The organism is Vibrio sp. RC586 (assembly GCF_000176715.1).
Classification (GTDB): domain Bacteria; phylum Pseudomonadota; class Gammaproteobacteria; order Enterobacterales; family Vibrionaceae; genus Vibrio.
Map to the genome: position 1 here is coordinate 499377 of NZ_ADBD01000008.1, position 17272 is coordinate 516648.

The window sequence follows — 17272 nt, forward strand, 5'->3', positions numbered from 1 at the left end:
CGTGAACAAAGTGCTGTGGATGCTGTTTTCGTTGATGGTATTGACCGCTTGCAGTTCGTCGGAACAGTACGAACCCGCGAAAGCGCCAACTAAAGTGACCTTTAGCCTTGTCAGTGATGAAGGGGTGAACCCCAACATCTGGGGTGAAGCTTCACCGATTGAGATTCAAGTTTTTGAGCTAAAGGATGACTCAATGTTTATGTCCTCCGACTATGACCAGCTCAAAACCGATTATAAAAAAGCGCTACGCAGTAACTTTGTCAAAAACTATGACTATGTGCTGACCCCTGGCCAGTTCAAGTTTGTGAACGCTTTTGAAGTGGATGAAGAAACCAACTACATGGGTGTAATGGCGCATTTTGCCGAACCTGAACTCAGTGAATGGAAAAAAGCCGTCAAGGTGATCAATAAGGGTCGAGAGTATCACTTGCTGATGCTGTTTAAAGACTACGATGTGAAATTGGATAGGGTGGAATAACAAACGATGTTTGCGCGTAACCGAGTGATCTGGAATGAAGGCCTATTCATTAAGCCCCAACATTTTCAGCAACAGCAGAGATATACGGAGTACTGCCTGGATGAACGCCTGAGCACGGTGAGTCGTTATTTGTATGGCATTTCTGAGTTGTCACTCAACCCAGAATACCTCTCTTTTGGTCGTATCGCGATTGAACGGGCGGTGGGTGTCATGCCGGATGGCACGGCTTTTCGTATTCCGCAAGAAGATCATCTGCCCGATGCCCTCGAAGTGACAGATGCTTCGCTAGCGAACCAAATCATTTATCTCGCCGTTCCACTGCGCAGTGAATCCCTGATGGAGATTAACTGGCCGGAAGAACGTGGTACTGGTCGCTATATCAGCCGTCGTCTGGAGGTGCGTGATGTACATAGCGTGCAAGGTGATACCACAACCATAGACGTTTCCCCTGTTCGTCTGCAGTTGATGCTTGAGCGTGAAGATCGCAGCTCGTTTGCTTCGATTGCGATTGGCCGGATTCTGGAAAAACGCCCTGATGGCAGTGTGGTACTCGATCCCGATTTTATTCCTTGCCACCTCAATGTGGTGGGCATCTCGTCATTGCACCGTTTCATCAATGAAATGTCTGGGCTGATGCGTGAGCGGGCAAAAAACATTGCGCAGCGGATCAGTTCTCCAGCGCAAGGTGGAGTGGCGGATGTGTCTGACTTCATGCTGCTGCAAGCGTTAAACCGCCTGCAACCGCAAATGAAACATCTAGCAGAGCTGCGCAGTTTGCCTCCTGAGCGGTTGTTTGAATGTCTCTCTTCTGTGTGTGGTGAGTTGGCAACGTTTACTGATGAGAGCCGTTTGCCCCCTAGTTTGCCAAGTTATAACCATGATTTGCCAAGCCAATCGTTTCAACCACTGATCCGCAGTCTGCGTCAAAGCTTGAGCGTAGTACTAGAGCCGCGTGCCGTTTCGATCCAGCTTGATAAGCGTAAGTACGGCTTGATGGTTGCGCCGATTCACGATCCGCAGCTGATGGAGAGTGCAGAATTCATCATTGCGGTGAAAGCACGTATGCCATTGGATGAGCTGCGTCGTCTGTTTACTCAGCAAACCAAAGTGGCCTCAGTAGAAAAAATCCGTGAACTGATCTCGCTGCAATTGCCTGGTATTCCGTTGACCTCATTACCGGTTGCTCCACGTCAGTTGCCTTATCACGCGGGCTACACCTACTACCAGTTAGATAAAACCAGTGCCGCGTGGGCAATGTTGAGCCACTCAAGCGGTTTTGCATTCCACGTTGCAGCAGCCTTTGATGATCTTGAGCTGCAATTCTGGGCGATCAGGAGTTAATCATGGAACAGAGTAAAAAAGAGACGCCACTAGCCAGCTTGTTGTTTGACGATGTGGAGAAAATCAATCACGACCAAGACTACTGGTTTCAGCTGCGTGGTGATAACCCCAATGTGCTGATTGACGCGGCAACGCCACTGTTTGGTCTTTCCCTGCGGGTACGCACATTGACCGAATGCGACAACATTGAGCAGATTTATCGTCAAACGATCGAAGAGATCAAAGCGATTGAGATTGAGCTGACAGAGCAAGGCTATGAACACGCGATCTTGATGGCCTATCGTTACATTTTGTGTGCGTTTCTGGATGAATCCGTCATGGGCACCGAATGGGGAGCATCGAGCTTGTGGGCGGAACACTCGATGTTGTCTCGCTTCCATAATGAAACATGGGGTGGTGAGAAAGTCTTCACAATTTTGAGTCGTCTTGAAGGAGAGCCTCAGCGTTATCACGCTTTACTGGCCTTTATCTATCACTGTCTGGTGCTCGGTTTTGAAGGCAAATATCGAGTGATGGAGGGGGGGCATGCTGAGCGTGAAAAAGTGATTAATCGCTTACACCATTTGCTGAGCAGCTTTGAAGATAGTGGGCTACAAGACTTAACTCGCCCTACGGAGCATGTGGTACGCGCGAAATACACACTCAGCAGACAGATGCCGGTTTGGTCAGTGTTTGTCGGCTTTATTGTGCTCTGGGTTGGTCTTTTTCTCGGCTACAGCTATGTGCTGCACAGCAAATCCAGTGATGTGCTCAATCAACTCAATCAAATACTTTAAACATAATTAGGCTAGGTGGTACGTTGTGATCCGGATTGAATTACCCACTCTTATTGCAAAACTGAATGCCCAAAGCAAACTGGCTTTGGAGCAAGCGGCTTCTCTTTGTATTGAGCGCCAGCACCCTGAAGTGACCTTAGAACACTATCTGGATGTGCTATTGGATAATCCGTTATCTGATGTTCGTTTGATACTCAAACAAGCGAGATTGGAAACAGAACAGGTTAAGCAAGCGATTGTTTTAACCTATAGCCGTGAGCAAGGGCTTGACACTTATCCCGCTTTCTCACCATTACTGGTTGAGCTGCTCCAAGAGGCGTGGCTGTTGTCGAGCACGGAGCTTGAGCAAGCGGAATTACGCTCTGGTGCGATTTTCCTTGCGGCATTAACGCGTGCTGATCGCTACCTTTCATTCAAGTTGATTCAACTCTTTGAAGAGATCAACCGTGAAAACTTGAAAAAGCATTTCGCGATGATCTTGAGTGAATCCGCTGAAACAACCGTTGTTCAAACGGACAAAAAAAGCTCAGGAGTGTTGCAAGAAGGGGCGGAAACCGCGCTGAGCCGTTTTTGTACCAATGTGACTGAGCAAGCGCGTAATGGCGAACTTGATCCGGTGTTATGCCGTGAAAACGAGCTGAACCTGATGATAGATATCCTCTGCCGTCGCCGGAAAAACAACCCGATCGTGGTCGGTGAAGCTGGGGTAGGTAAAAGCGCCATGATTGAAGGTTTGGCACTGCGCGTAGTGGCAGGAAAAGTGCCTACTCAACTGCAAAATGTTGAACTCTATTCACTTGATTTAGGCCGTTTACAAGCTGGAGCCTCAGTCAAAGGTGAGTTTGAAAAACGCCTAAAAGGCGTGATCGACACCATTAAACAGTCCCCCAAGCCGATCATTCTATTCATTGATGAAGCACATACGCTGATTGGTTCAGGCAACCAAGAAGGCGGTAGTGATGCCGCCAACTTGCTTAAACCCGCCTTAGCCCGCGGTGAATTGAGCACGGTCGCGGCAACCACTTGGAAAGAATACAAAAAGTATTTTGAAAAAGATCCTGCGCTAACTCGTCGTTTCCAACTGGTGAAACTTGATGAGCCGACTATTGATCAAGCGGTAGACATTCTACGTGGCCTCAATGGTGTCTATGAAAAAGCGCATAGCGTATTAATTACCGATGATGCGTTGAAAGCGGCCGCGGAACTTTCGGCACGCTATATATCTGGTCGCCAACTGCCAGATAAAGCCATTGATGTGTTGGATACCGCATGTGCGCGTATCGCAATCAATATGACGACACCACCTAAGCGTTTAGCGTTATTGGAAACCTTGTGCCATCAACGCCAATTAGAAATCGATATGCTAGAGCGTGCGCAATTCCTTGGGCAAGACGTGGATCGCGAGCGCCTTGATGTGTTGCGTAATCAAGAGTTGGCTGATGAGGCGGAAAAAGCGGAGCTGACGGAGTGCTGGCAGCAACAAAAAGCATTAGTGGAATCGATCATTGCACTACGTGCCGAATTGATGGTACTGAGCCAAACTGAGGCTCCTGATCTGGATCATTCCCAAGTCATCCGTATTGCACTGCAAGAGCAATATGAGACGTTAGAAGCAATCGCTCACGATAAGCGTCTGATGCATCCGCAAGTCGATGCGGATCAGATTGCGGAAGTGATCGCTGATTGGACTGGTGTGCCTGTTGATCAAATGAACACCGATGAGCTGCATAAAATTACCCATTTAACGGACATTCTAGGTCAAGCCATCAAAGGGCAAGAGACGGCGATTGAGCGAATCCATCGTCATCTACTGACTGCGCGTGCGGATTTGCGCCGCCCAGGAAGACCGAAAGGTGCTTTCCTGTTAGTCGGGCCAAGTGGAGTGGGTAAAACGGAAACCGTGGTGCAACTGGCCGAGCAGCTCTATGGCGGTAAGCAGTTTTTAACCACGATCAATATGTCGGAATACCAAGAAAAACACACCGTTTCCCGTTTGATAGGCTCCCCTCCGGGTTATGTTGGTTACGGTGAGGGTGGTGTGCTGACAGAAGCCATTCGCAAAATGCCGTATTCCGTTGTGCTGCTTGATGAAGTGGAGAAAGCTCATCCTGAGGTCTTAAACATCTTCTATCAAGGTTTTGATAAAGGTGAGATTGCGGATGGTGAAGGACGTGTGATTGATTGCCAAAACATTGTGTTCTTCCTGACATCGAATCTGGGCTACCAAACCATAGTGGATTACGCAGAGGAAACCGCTAAATTGGATGAAGCCCTCTATCCTGAGTTAGCCGCTTTCTTTAAACCAGCGTTGCTGGCGCGGATGGAAGTGATCCCCTATCTCCCACTGGGTAAAGAAGTGCTGGCGCAAATTGTGCGCGGCAAGCTGACACGGCTCGAAAAACTGTTCAAGTCACGTTACAACGCCGAAGTGGTGATTGAAGAGAGCTTGATTGAAGAGATCTTAAGCCGTGCAACGCGCAGTGAAAATGGTGCGCGTATGCTTGAGGCCATCATTGAAGGGCAGTTACTTCCACCCGTTTCTCTCGCTCTGCTCAATAAATTGGCTGAGAAAGCGCCCGTCCAGCGTATTCGACTGGCGGCGGAAGAGGGTGAATTTATCGGGGAGGTGGCTTAGCCATGAGTCAATGGTTAGCGTCTGCAACCAAATTGGTGGGAGTGAGAAAATCCCACCAACTTGCGCTGCTATTTGTGGATCTGCTGACTCAAGGTTTGGATCTGAGTGACAGCCTGCTGCTGTTGCCATCATCGGATGGACGTTTACTTGTTCCGCATGACCCACAACGTCAGCTCGCGTGGTCAGTGACCGATTTTGATGTGCCTTTTGCTCATGTGCTGCAGTCAACGAATGCAATGCACCTCACTGCAGAAGAGCTGGTTTTCTGGCAATCCAATCGTACCTTTAGCCAATTTACCGCCAAGGTCGGCATGTTTGATTCGGTGTGGATCCAGCCTTTGCCTATGGGGAATCGGCAGGTGCATTCTATTTTACTCCTGATGGGGGAAAGCCACGGTATCGTCAATGCGTTTGCCGATGCTGACTTTCTCAAATTTATCGAAGTATTTTCACAGCAGTGGTCATTGCTGAATGACATGCAGCGAGAAGAGCAAACACGCCTTGAGTTAAAAGAATCGTTATCCGATATTCAACGTGATTCAGCACAACGCTTATTAGCCAACGATCTCTCTCGCACCTTGATTGGTGAGAGTGCCGCGATGCAAAAACTGCGTGAGCAGATTGTGTCTGCGGCCAACTCACAACTTTCCGTCATGGTGCAGGGTGAGACGGGGACAGGTAAAGAACTGGTCGCCGCCGCCGTGCATGAACTGTCAGCACGAAAATCAGCGCCCTTTGTCGCGATTAACTGTGCGGCGATTCCTGAACACCTATTGGAAAGTGAGTTGTTTGGCTATTGCAAAGGCGCATTTTCTGGCGCAGATAGCGATAAACAAGGGCTGATCGCACAAGCTAATGGCGGAACCTTGTTCTTGGATGAGATTGGCGATATGCCGCTGACCTTACAAGCGAAATTACTGCGAGTATTGGAATCGCGTAATTTCCGTCCACTCGGGGGTAAGCAAGAACTCAGCTCAGATTTCCGTTTGGTTTCCGCAACTCATGTGAACTTGCTCGATCAAGTGCGCAAAAAAGCGTTTCGGCAAGATCTTTATTACCGCCTGTTTCAATACCCTATTACCTTGCCGCGTTTGGCCGCGCGCTTGGAAGATATTGACTTACTCAGTGAGCATTTTGTGCGTGTATTTAATTTGCAGCACAACACCCGTATTCGCGGTTTGAACTACCGAGCGATCGACTGCCTGAAACAATATAACTTCCCCGGCAATGTGCGCGAATTGAAGCATTTGATTGAGTTTGGCTGCGCTCAAACCTTAGATGGAACGGAAGTGGAAGCGAGTTGTTTCGTTCATCGCTTACAAGCGATGGAATGTTTGAATGGCTCGGCCCCCGCTTCGATAGTGGAAGAAGAGAGCTCTTCCTCGGCTTCGGCTGTCAGCGGTGAGCCAAACTTTGCGGTCATTCATAACCTAAAACAAGCATTGAATGAGTTTGAAGCACAAATCATCAGTGAGCGGCTTACTCGCTTTTCTGGTGATCGCGCGAAAGCGGCGAAAAGCTTGGGCATACCGAAGCGAACATTGGCTTATAAGTGCCTGAAATTGGAGATTAAAACCCCATGAATACATCCCTTTTTGCGGTCAGTTTAATCTTCAGCTCGCTCGTGTTTACCTCTACTGCTCAGGCGCAGAGTGCTTCGCTCATAGATCAAGCCGAGCAGTGTCGCACAGTGTCGGCACGTTTAGAGCGATTGGCCTGTTTTGATCGTGTATTTGCCACCCCTTTAGATGCGGTGGTAGTGACTCCGATGACCCCTTACCCAACAGAGTGGAAGCGCGCGATGGCGGCACTGAAACAGCCTGCCTCTGAATCCGGTTGGTTTTTGGTAACCGATGGCGAAGGTAAAGGCAGTAGCGCATGGGTTGCCTTACCGGCGCAAAATCGCTTATCGGCAGAACAAACGCCAGCAGTGCTTTTACTCAGTTGTATCAATAACCTGAGTCGCATCGAGTTAGCGCTGCCTCAAGAGAGGGAAGATGCACGCATTCAGATCTCTATTCGCCAACAAACGCAGTTTTGGCGCAGTGATGATCATGGTGTGCTTTTTTCTTCCGCTCGCGGCATGCCTGCGATTGAGATGATGAAATTGGCGGCCAGTGAACCTCGACTGTTACTGCGCTCTAATGCTCCGTTTGCTGATGGGTTGCAGTTTGATACTCGTGGCGTCAATGAAGCCCTTGATGCCTTGCGCGAACGCTGCGGTTGGTAAGGAGTCATCATGGAAATTATTGAATACCGTCACTGCATCGCCAAGCCTATTAGCAGTAGTAATCCGATTGGAGAGCGGTTGGTGGATCACCCGCTGTTTGATTTCATTGAAGATCAGATGATGAAAGTAGGCTCTCTTTCTCACGCCACAGTGCAGTGGGATGAAGTGGAAATCAGCACACTCAAACTGCTTGGCGAGCAGAGTAAAGACATCAAGTTACTGGTTTATCTACTGCAGTGTTTGCATAACCAAGTGACGCCTGCGCGCTTGATTGTCTCTTTCGGGGTGATGAGCGAGTTCCTTAACCGTTACTGGAATGAGAGTTATCCCGCACCGGGTGCGCGCGGCAACCTACCACGGCGTAAGTTTTTTAGCCAGATGGCTCAGCGTTTTTCGGCTGTGGTGGAAAAGTTCGATTTTCATCAGTTGGATGAATCGGATCGCCAAGCGTTGCAAGCGGCGATCAGTGAGTGGCAACAAGCTGTTGAAAAACAGGGTTTGTCGTCTGAGTTGGTGGAGTCAGTGGCGGTACGTATTGCAGGAGAAATCCAGCGTGCAGAGCAGCGTCAGCAAGTGACGGCGCAAAGCAGCACTCGTGAAACACCAAGCCCAACCACATCGCCATCGACTACGAGCATGGTGGTGGATCACTCGAGCGATAAAGCCGCAAAGCAGACCTTGCTGAAAGTGGCCGATTTTCTGGCCGAGCAAGAGTTTGGCATCGCCTTGTCGATACGACTGCGCCGTTTCGCGGTATGGGGAAGTATTACCTCACTGCCTGATCACAAACCAGATGGTGAAACCTTGCTACGCAGCATGCAAGCGGATCGGGTGAAAGATTACCAAGATCAACTGCGGCATCCTGATTTAGCGCTGTGGCGCAAGGTTGAGCAGAGTTTAACCATGGCTCCTTATTGGTTTGAAGGACAATGGATGAGTTACACCATTGCTCAGCAGTTAGGGAAAAGTGATTGGAGCCAAGCGATTGCGGAAGAAACGCAACACTTTTTACGCCGTTTGCCCTCGTTGCTTGAACTCAAATTCAAAGGGGGTGAGCCGTTCGTCAGTGACACGGTAAAAGAGTGGCTAGCGCATGTCGGGCAAATGCAAGGCGCGACTGGCCAATCGGTCAGTGGAGATTGGCAAGAGAAGCGTAAAGAGGCGTTCCAGTTGGCTAAAGAGGGCGGCATTGCGGTCGCGCTCTCCATGCTGAATGACGGTTTGGTGAGTGCCATCGAACCACGCGATAAATTTTATTGGCGATTGCTGTCGGCGGATTTGCTGCGGGCAAATCATCTCGATGCTATGGCTAGTGAACAGTACCAAACTCTGCTCGCTCAAGTGACGACACTGTCTGTACCTGAGTGGGAACCGAGCTTAATTGAACAAATTCAAAGATATACAACGTCAGAGTAAACAAGGACACAATTCATGTGGAAATTCATTGTCGGAATAGTAAGGCGGCTTAAACCCACGGTGGTGGCAGCGTTACCCATTTTGCTATTCACTACGTTCATTTTATTGAACGTCGCCATCTGGTGGGCGGGCCCTTGGTTAGAAGTGGCCGGCTATAAACCGCTGGAGTCGATCATGGCTCGTGTCATGGCGAGTAGTTTGTTTACTCTGGGCTGCCTAGCCGTATGGGGTATTTGGCAGTGGCGTAAACTGCAAGCTTTCAAGGCGGATCAAAAACGCGAAGAACAACTGCGCCAAGACCCAATCAAAGTGTATGAAGAGCGTCAAGAAGTAGAGTTAAATCAGGTCATGGTCAACATGAAACAGAGCCTGAATAAGCATAACTACCTATACGCACTGCCTTGGTATCTGGTATTGGGTTTAGAAAATGCCGGTAAAACCAGTTTGATTAATCGTTCTGGTCAGAATTTCGTTTTCTCTTCGGTGATGCGTGCTTCAGGCCAAAAAAGCGAAAATCCCTACTCTTTTGACTGGTGGATTGGTGACGAATCGGTACTGATTGACCCTGATGGTGAGTTACTCACGCAAGGTAATCGAAGTGAAAATAGCGATGGTGAGATGGAACGACGCCTATGGTTGCACTTTGTCAACTGGCTAGAACGCACCCGTAGTCGCCGCCCACTGAACGGTATTGTGTTAGCGTTGGATGTTTCACATCTTGCCACCGCAACGGCTTCAGAACGCAAAGCTTACGCCAACTTATTGCGCGCGCGTTTACGTGAATTGATGGAAACTTTATCCACCCGTCTTCCGGTGTACATTGCGCTCACTAAGCTGGATTTGTTGTACGGTTTTGAACCTTTCTTCAAGCATTACTCCAAAAGCCAACGTGAAGAAGTGTTAGGTTTCACCTTCTCTATGGATTCGGTGGATAACCTCGATTCTTGGTTGGAGGAGTTTGCCAACGAGTATGCGCAATTTGTGGAGCGAGTGAATACTATGCTGCCGCATGCGGTCTCTGCACCAATGACATTGGAAGAGCGCAACGCGATTTACAGCTTTACTCGTCAAATCTCAGGTCTTAAAGAGATCTTGCAGCAATTTTTCCAAGAGTCGCTGGCGAGCGATCAATTCTCAACATCCGCTCTAGTGCGTGGCGCGTATTTCACCTCAGTGTACCAGCAAGGGGTTCCAACCAACGCCTTTGACGATGCGGCATCACGACGCTATGGCTTGTCACATGCGATCAATACTGCGCAGCGAGCAAAAAACTCCACCATCTATTTCACGCAAAAACTGTTCACGAACATTATTTATCCTGAAGCAGGGCTGGCCTCGGATAACTTCCGTATGGCGAAAAACAAACGCCGACTTATGGGGCTTTCTTTTGTGGCTTGTTCTGTGGCCACTCTATTATTGGCAGGTACTTGGCATCGTAATTACCTCAATAACGTTGAGCGTGCCGATAGCGTGCTGACCAAAGTGAACCAATACAAAGAACAGTTTCCCGCGAGCCTTTATTTGGCTTCGCAGCAAGATGTTCTAGAACCACTCAATAAAATTCGAGAAGCAACGTTAGAGTTTGGTTTCTTCCGTGATAAACCTCAGTACATCTCCGATTTTGGCCTGTACCAAGGGCACACCATTGGCCCGAAAGTGGAGGAAACCTACCTCAATCTGTTGGAAACGCGTTTCTTGCCTCTGCTTATGGCGGACGTGGTGGTGGCGCTGAATCAAGCTCAAACCGATGAGGAGAAACTGGCGGTTTTGCGCGTCTACCGCATGTTGGTCGACAAAAGCGGTCGTTACCAAGACTATGTGATGGATTATTTTGCTAAGTACTGGCAGAAGTCTTTTTCAGGTCAGCGCCAAATTCAGGAAGAGCTGCTTGGGCATTTGGATTATGCGATGCGCCATACCGATCTTACCGCTGATCGCTTGAGTGGTAACAAAGGCGTTGAACAAGTAATGCGCCCTTACGATAAGGTGATTGCACGTGCTCAAGTTGAGCTGGGTTCAATGCCGAATGATCAGCGGGTTTATCGTAACCTAAAACTGAGCGCACAAACGGTGCTTGGTCCTTCGGTTAACTTGCGTAGCTTGATTGGACCTGTGTTTGATGTGGTGTTTGAAGAGCGGGTGCTCAACAGTAGCAGCTTGTATATCCCACAAATGCTGACCAAGCAGGGGTTTGATGACTACTTTATGCCGCAATCAGAATCCGTTTCTGAACTGGCACTGATCGATAGTTGGGTGTTAGGCCAAAGTAAAACCGCACAGTTTAGCGAAGCGGATAAACAGGCGCTGCGTGATAAAATCCGTGACCTTTATGTGGCGGATTACACCAACACGTGGCGCGCGGCACTCAATGAAATTGATGTGAAATATTTCAATGACATCAATGATGCGGTGTTGGTGCTAGAGAATATCACCAGTAATCTTGAGCCGATGCAGCGCTTACTGCGTACGTTAGATGACAACACCCAACTGTATAGCGCCCTGCCTAAGGATGAAGCCGCACTAAAAGAATTGATCAAGAGCCCTAAATATAAAGTCGCTGCAATGATCGAAACGCCATTCGCGGATCTCAATGGCATGCTTAAACCGGTAGGCAGCAAACCGGCTTACATGACGGAAGTGTTGGCATCAGTCGATGAAGTGAAAAGCTATTTAAAATCGATTCAAGATGCGCCAGATGTGGGCATGGCTGCACTGGATGCGACCAAAGCCCGAGTCAAACTGGTCAATGCCGATCCGATTTATACCCTGAAGCGCGTGTCATCAGGCTTACCCAAGCCATTGGATACCATGATGACAAAGATCGCCGATGAAAGTTGGTTTGTGGTGAAGCAAGAAGCGATCAAACACCTTGAAGTGCGCTGGACGGAAGATGTGTACAAAACCTTCCAAAGTAAGCTGGCTGGACGTTACCCGTTTAATCCGGCTTCCAGCAAAGACGCTTCTCTGGAAGATTTCGAATCTTTCTTTGCTCCGAATGGCACATTGGATAACTTCTACAACCACCAGTTGAAGATGTTTATTGAAGAAAATATCACGGTGGCATCGGACGATTCAGCTCAGTCCATCATTCGTAAAGAAGTGTTAGATCAAATCCGACAAGCGCAGAAAATCCGCGAAGCTTTCTTCAACCGTAAAGGCATTCTGGATGTGAGTTTCTCCGTTGAACCACTCAGTTTAAGCAACAATAAGCGTCGTAGTGTGTTGAATGTGGATGGACAATTTTTAGCGTATAGCCACGGCCCGCGTGAAAACGTGGAGCTGATTTGGCCAAATACCTTGCGTGATTCGGCGGTCTCAAAAGTAACTTTGATCCCGACCAAAACCAATATGTCGCCACGCAGTTTGCAAATCCAAGGTCCGTGGGCGTTCTTCCGCTTGTTGGATCAAGGTGATGTTGTCTCTGCAAGCCCGACTTCGGTTGATTTTAAATTTATCGTTGACGGAGGGGAGATGATTTATCGCATCAACTCTGAAGCCGATGCTAACCCATTTACCGAACGCCTGTTCAAGTCGTTCAAGCTGTCTAAAACACTCTATTAATAAGCAGCCAGAGCGAGTTTCTCGCTCTGGCTTTTTTAGGACGAAGTTGTGATGTCCAATATGATTTTTATTGATACCGTTTGCTACCGATTGACCAATGACTCAGAGGAAATACGAGGATTAGAACCTTATCTAAAAGTTCGAGAAGAGATAAATCGCCGTTTCAATCCGATTGCAGGGGGCACGGATTGGCAACAGGTGAAAGAGCAGTGTGAGCGATTGGCTTGCCATCAAGGGATGGATTTTCTGATCTGCGGATATTACGCAGTAGCCTGCCTGAAAACGCAGGGTTTGGCGGGTTATGCCACGGGCATGGAGCTAATGAGTGCAAGCCTTGCCAATCAGGGCGATTGTGATGTTAAAAGCGCCAAAGTGCGTAAAGAAATTCTTGATTGGGTTAATGCACGCGTGGTGCAGGAGCTAAAAGCACTGAAGCCGACTTATGAGTCGCTGCGAGATCTGTATCGGGCTGAGCGCCATTGCGAGCGTTTGCACCAGCTGTTTGAACAGCAACAAACCGAATACAAAGTGGATTTTGAAGGGGTTGGATTTGCTCTGTTTGAGCATATTGACCGGATAGAAACGCAATACCACAGCATGCTAAAAAAACAGGAAAACCGTGAACCGCCTAAGCTCAACTTTTGGCTGCGAGGCTACGGCTTGGTGGCGCTGAGCCTGCTTGGTGTTGGGGTTGGATTGATGGGGGGATTCAAAGCTTGGCCGTGGTTTTACACCACACCGTATGCAACGCCACAGCAGGTGACCTCACTCAATAATGAGCAGCAAGCACAGGCCTTAATTGGTGAATCCTCTCAACAAGATCGAGCTCGTTGGCAAGAGGCATTGGTAGCGCTTTATCGTTCGACTCTTGAACGCAATTTAGCGGCCTCATTCAGTGATTCTAAGCAGCAGGCCATGAGCCATCTACTGCTACTGCGTACTCTTTATCCTGAGAATGAGCAGGTCAATGCATTGCATAAAGAGTTTAGTCTTCAGCAGCAAGAAGCTTTGGATCAAACAGCGCTGTTTGTGGCGAAGTTCAGCGAAATTCGCACCCGAATGGCCAATATCGCGTTACTCGCGAAGCGAGGTAAATGGGGCGAATTGGAGAAGCAAACGAAGTCTCTAGAAGAGTTTGCCGTGAGCTTGTCTCCTATCTATGGCCGAGTTGATTATGTGCAAGGCTTGCTTGAGCAAGGCGATATTCCTAATGCACAGAAAGAATTTGCGATCCTTAAGCAAAGACTCGATAGCCTGAGTTGGAAAATTGCTGAGCTGGAATTGCGCATGGGTGATGCCGCTAAGGTGCAGTAATCACTCAATCAGTTGCATTTCGGTTCGGTATAGGGGCAAAAAATCGCTCGTGGGCAGCTTTTTGCTTCGTTGAGGCAAGGGGTTGCTCGCAGGGAAAAATAAGCCCCTGCATTACCAAGAAAAAAGGGATAAAAAGTTGGCATTGAGTTTGCCAATCTCTGTCACACATGTTTTCACCCAATCTAATATGGCTGTGACGTTTAGCAATGCAGTCGATAAAAAGCGAACAAGGAAAATGGGATGGCTAGGTTACAGTTTCAATTGCAAGTGGATGGCCTTGATGATGAATCGTTAGTCGTACGCGGATTTGAAGGTCAAGAATCCCTGTCTGATAGTGTGTGGTGTAAGCAACCCTGCTACGGTTTCCGTTATCAGATTGATCTCGCGAGCGCGTATGTTGATTTAACAGCCGAACAATTTGTTGATCAAACAGCCCATCTCACCATTCTGCGTGATGGGCAAGTGGTGCAGCAAATAAACGGTATTGTGCGTCAATTCAGCAAAGGGGATACCGGCCATCGACATACTTTCTATTCATTAACGCTAGTTCCTGCGTTGGAAAGGCTTTCTCTGCGTAGTAATAGCCGTATTTTTCAGCAGCAAACCGTACCGGAAATTATCTCCATTTTACTTCAAGAAATGGGGATTGAAGATTACGCCTTTGCCCTTAAGCGTGAGTGTGCCCAGCGTGAGTTTTGCGTGCAATACCGTGAAACGGATTTGCAGTTTTTACACCGTATCGCCGCCGAAGAAGGCTTGGTATACAGTCACCTACATGAAGCGCAGAAACACACCTTGTTGTTTACCGATAGCTCGGACAGCCAACCGAAGTTAGCCAAGCCAGTACCTTATAATGCGCTGGCGGGTGGCGAGATCAATGTCCCTTATGTGGTCGATCTGCAATTCAAGACCACCGCACAAGTCAGCCATACCGAGCTAAAGGATTACAGCTTTAAAAAGCCTGCTTACGGATTTACTCAGCGCACGCAGGGCAAAGACATCGCTTATCAGCAGCCAAATTATGAGCATTTTGATGCTCCGGGACGCTACAAAGACGATACAAATGGCAAAGCCTTTAGCCAAATTCGCTTAGAGTATTTACGCCGCGATGCTTTGCTGGCTGATGCGAAGAGTGACGAACCTTTGCTGTTGGCGGGAGTGCGTTTTGACTTGCAAGATCACCTTGATCCCGCAATGAATCGAGATTGGCTCGTGGTACAAGCCAATCACCAAGGGACACAGCCACAAGCGTTACAAGAAGAGGGTGGCTCAGGCGCTACCACTTACAGCAATCAGTTACAACTGATCCCCGCTCACATCACTTGGCGAGCAAGGCCTTGTGCTAAGCCGCAAGTGGATGGCCCCATGATCGCCACCGTGGTTGGGCCACAAGGTGAAGAGATTTATTGCGATAACTTTGCTCGCGTGAAAGTGCATTTCCCGTGGGATCGCTATTCAAGTAGCAACGAGAAAAGCTCTTGCTGGGTGCGAGTGGCACAAGAATGGGCGGGTAGCCAATACGGTAGTATGGCGATTCCGCGAGTTGGCCATGAAGTGATTGTTTCGTTCCTGAATGGCGATCCGGATCAACCCATCATCACGGGGCGTACGTACCATGCGACCAATACCGCGCCTTACGCCTTGCCTGACCACAAAACCAAAACCGTACTGCGCACTGAGACTCACCAAGGTCAAGGCTACAACGAACTGAGTTTTGAGGATCAAGCGGTCAGCGAACAGATTTTGCTGCATGCACAAAAAGATTGGGATGCGTTGATTGAGCATGATCACACCGAAGTGATTCGCCACGATCAGCATCTCACAGTGGACAATGATCGCTTTACCCGCATTCAGCGCAACCAACATTTAACGGTTGAAGGTGAAGTCCGTAGCAAAATCGCACTCGATGGCAGCCATGAAGTCGGCGCGTCACTACAACACAAAGTAGGGCAACGCATTGCTGTCGAGGCGGGTAAAGAGATTTCACTCAAAAGCGGCGCAAAAATCGTGGTTGAAGCCGGAGCGGAGTTAACCCTAAAAGCAGGGGGCAGCTTTGTAAAAGTCGATGCAGGTGGCGTGCACTTAGTCGGTCCTGTCATTAACCTAAACGCGGGCGGCAGTGCAGGCAGCGGTAGCGCTTATGGTGGGCAATTAGCGGCAGCACCAAGAATGTTAGCGCAAGCTAAACCACTAGCAGAATTGGTTCAGCCGGATATTGCTGCCTCAATGCAATCAGGCGCGGCGCGTGTTGTTGATGTCGCATCACTCCCCACTATGATGCCGAGTTCAGCCAATAACACGGCAAATGATGAGCCTGTGGCCGAAGAGAAAACACCGGAGCGAATTTTAAAATCCGATCTTCTCAAACCATCCGATGAGTTAGAGAAACTCGCCAAGCGACAAGCGAGTGCTTATCGTCAAGGTAATCACAGCGATGAGGTTAAGTTATTACAAGAAGCGCTCATAAAACTGGGGTTTGATCTCGGGAAAGCAGGAGCTGATGGTGACTTTGGGAGCAAAACTAAAACCGCGATTGAGCAGTTCCAGAAAAGCTATCAACCAAGCCACCAATCCCACCCGTCTTACAGCATTGGCCCCGTTGACGGTATTGTCGGCAAAGGTACACTACTGGCACTAGACGAAGCTTTGATGGATGGGTGGGTTGATAGCAAAAGGTCTCTAGTATTCTCTTCAAATGGAATGGCTTTACTCAGAGAAATAGAAGAACTTCGCCTAATCCCATATGATGACCAAACGGGAAAAAGCATTAGTTCTTACGTAGAAGGTGCAACGATTGGATACGGTTACTTAATACCTAAAAATGAATGGAGTATATACAAAAATGGAATAACGAAAGAGATTGCTGAGGAACTATTTTTAAGGAAAGTCCCTAGATTTCAAGAAAATGTTCAATCAAAAATTAAAGTTGATATCAACCAAAATCAATTCGATGCATTGGTTTTGCTTTGTTATAACATTGGAGAAGGTAACTTTAATACATCATCAGTTTTAAAATTGGTGAATGGAGGAAGTGCTCCAGTATATGGAAACAATATAGATAATGCATGGTTAGCGTGGAATAAATCACAAGGTAAAGTAATGCAAGGACTTATTAAAAGAAGAAAGTGTGAACTAAATGTCTATCACAAAGGAGTATATGAAAAATGGTAAGGTTATTTGGTTTTTTGTTTTTTTTATCATTTTCAATTTTAGCAAAAGATTTAGATAACAGTCAGGTATATTCGGTACCAAGTGATGAGCGATGGCTTTTGATTGATATATTAAAAAATCCCTGTGATGTATGTACATCTGATATATACATACAGAGTGGTTCAGCAAGAATAAATGGAGTGTGGGTCTCTGGAGTATTTGAATTTTCAGTCTCTGAAAAGATTGATATATTGTTTGATAGTGATACAAAGTTTGCATTAGGAGATATCGTGCAAAAGATTAGCGTAGAAACTGAGAGTAACGAGAATATGTAAGGTATCCAAAGGTCAGCTCACTTTTGATGCTGAAGG

Annotated in this window: 11 protein-coding genes; all 11 read left to right on the top strand. The window is 48.0% G+C overall.

What is annotated here, in order from left to right; translation table 11 throughout:
- Position 1 precedes the first annotated feature (1 nt).
- On the top strand, positions 2-478 hold the full coding sequence (tssJ, locus tag VOA_RS08250; RefSeq protein WP_001045314.1) for a type VI secretion system lipoprotein TssJ: 477 nt from the start codon (positions 2-4) through the stop codon (positions 476-478).
- Between the two features lie 6 nt (positions 479-484).
- Positions 485-1819, top strand: coding sequence for a type VI secretion system baseplate subunit TssK (tssK, locus tag VOA_RS08245; RefSeq protein ID WP_000458004.1), 1335 nt, complete (start codon positions 485-487; stop codon positions 1817-1819).
- 2 nt (positions 1820-1821) lie between these two features.
- Positions 1822-2595, top strand: coding sequence for a type IVB secretion system protein IcmH/DotU (gene icmH, locus VOA_RS08240; RefSeq protein WP_000438145.1), 774 nt, complete (start codon positions 1822-1824; stop codon positions 2593-2595).
- A 25-nt stretch (positions 2596-2620) separates the two neighbouring features.
- Entirely contained in the window at positions 2621-5230 is a 2610-nt protein-coding gene (tssH, locus tag VOA_RS08235; protein ID WP_000619116.1) for a type VI secretion system ATPase TssH, read from the top strand.
- 2 nt (positions 5231-5232) lie between these two features.
- Entirely contained in the window at positions 5233-6813 is a 1581-nt protein-coding gene (locus tag VOA_RS08230) for a sigma-54 interaction domain-containing protein (RefSeq protein WP_000084804.1), read from the top strand.
- A complete protein-coding gene (gene vasI / locus VOA_RS08225) occupies positions 6810-7460 on the top strand; it encodes a type VI secretion system-associated protein VasI (protein WP_001097952.1) in 651 nt (216 codons plus the stop codon). The genes VOA_RS08230 and vasI overlap by 4 nt, the downstream gene beginning before the upstream one ends.
- 9 nt (positions 7461-7469) lie before the next feature.
- On the top strand, positions 7470-8876 hold the full coding sequence (gene tssA, locus VOA_RS08220) for a type VI secretion system protein TssA (RefSeq protein WP_000402524.1): 1407 nt from the start codon (positions 7470-7472) through the stop codon (positions 8874-8876).
- A 60-nt stretch (positions 8877-8936) separates the two neighbouring features.
- Entirely contained in the window at positions 8937-12437 is a 3501-nt protein-coding gene (gene tssM, locus VOA_RS08215; RefSeq protein WP_000225007.1) for a type VI secretion system membrane subunit TssM, read from the top strand.
- Between the two features lie 51 nt (positions 12438-12488).
- A complete protein-coding gene (locus tag VOA_RS08210; protein ID WP_009355958.1) occupies positions 12489-13751 on the top strand; it encodes a type VI secretion system ImpA family N-terminal domain-containing protein in 1263 nt (420 codons plus the stop codon).
- Positions 13752-13991: 240 nt separating this feature from the next.
- Entirely contained in the window at positions 13992-16922 is a 2931-nt protein-coding gene (tssI, locus tag VOA_RS0117895) for a type VI secretion system tip protein TssI/VgrG (RefSeq protein WP_000113311.1), read from the top strand.
- The gene (locus VOA_RS0117905) at positions 16916-17236 is read left to right on the top strand and encodes a hypothetical protein (RefSeq protein WP_000251888.1); all 321 of its coding nucleotides are present in this window, start codon (positions 16916-16918) and stop codon (positions 17234-17236) included. The genes tssI and VOA_RS0117905 overlap by 7 nt, the downstream gene beginning before the upstream one ends.
- Positions 17237-17272 lie beyond the last annotated feature (36 nt).